Annotated in this window: 1 protein-coding gene; it reads left to right on the forward strand. The window is 57.7% G+C overall.

Annotation, left to right across the window (positions count from 1 at the left end; genetic code table 11):
- Positions 1 to 74: 74 nt before the first annotated feature.
- Positions 75 to 1,145 (forward strand): IS5 family transposase, encoded by a 1,071-nt coding sequence (locus DFR29_RS28860; RefSeq protein ID WP_133822086.1) that lies wholly within the window; start codon positions 75 to 77, stop codon positions 1,143 to 1,145.
- The last annotated feature ends 103 nt before the right edge of the window (positions 1,146 to 1,248 follow it).

Genomic DNA, 1,248 nt, shown 5'->3' on the forward strand with positions numbered 1-1,248 from the left:
CTAGCAGGCTGTTGAGAAACCAGTTTCCGCAGGCACAATGATAGGCGCCATCAATAACGGGTTAGCGAACAGCAATGCGCACAGCAGACGTCCAGCAACTGGGAATGTTCTCGTACGTGTCGGTGGAGGCGCGAGTGCCGGCAGACCATCCGATTCGAAAGCTGCGCGTACTGGTTGACGGGATATTGGCAGAGATGGATAGCGTGTTCGAGGCGCGCTACGCGAAGACGGGGCGACCATCGATTCCGCCGGAACGGCTACTGCGAGCCTCGTTGTTGCAGGTGGTATACAGCGTACGCAGCGAAAGGCAGCTGATGGAACAGTTGGACTACAACCTGCTGTTCCGTTGGTTTGTCGGACTGAACATCGATGATCCGGTGTGGGACCATTCGACGTTTTCGTTCAATCGGGATCGGCTGTTCGATGAAGAAGTGGCCCAACACTTCTTTGACCACACCGTTCTGGTGGCGCAGATCAAGCACTTGGTGAGCAGCGAGCACTTTTCAGTGGATGGCACGCTGTTGGAAGCCTGGGCATCGCACAAGAGCTTTCGTCCCAAGGATGGCGATGACAGCGACGATGATTTCCACGGACAGCAACGCAGCAACGACACGCACGAATCGACAACCGATCCGGACGCTCGATTGATGAAGAAAGGCAAAGGTAAAGAAGCCAAGCTGAGCTATCAGGCCAGCACCTTGATGGAAAACCGAAACGGATTGCTGGTAGCGGTGGATGTGCGCCGGGCAACGGGCAGGTCGGAGCGCGACGGTGCGCTGAGCATGGTCGATGAGATGTTGCTGGGCGAGGGCTGCACACTCGGCGCCGATAAAGGTTATGACACGCGCGATTTTGTACAGGCGTTGCAGGAGCGAGGGATCGCGCCGCATGTCGCGCGTAATCTGAGTGGCCGCAATAGCGCAGTGAGTGATCGCATCGCCGCCAGCAAGGGCTACGCGATCAGCCAGCGGGTCCGAAAACGCATCGAGCAGCCCTATGGCTGGGGCAAGACGATTGGCGGGCTACGCAAATTGATGCGCATTGGGCTGACCTCAGTACGGGCTTGGGTCGTGTGGTCTTTTGCTGCCTACAACTTGATCCGAATCGGCGGTATCGAAGCGTGGTGGCATCCCTCGCCGACCTGACGACCGGCTAGCAAGCCGCTACAGCGACGAGAACACAAGCAGCGGTGCGATTGATCGGCTCAATCGGGGCTGAGAGAAAGAGGTGATTCTCAACAGCCTGCTA

This window comes from Tahibacter aquaticus (assembly GCF_004363655.1).
Classification (GTDB): domain Bacteria; phylum Pseudomonadota; class Gammaproteobacteria; order Xanthomonadales; family Rhodanobacteraceae; genus Tahibacter; species Tahibacter aquaticus.

Excerpts from the sequence above, each read along its gene's own strand:
- DFR29_RS28860 (WP_133822086.1), top strand. The coding sequence starts at position 75 with ATGCGCACAGCAGACGTCCAGCAACTGGGAATGTTCTCGTACGTGTCG.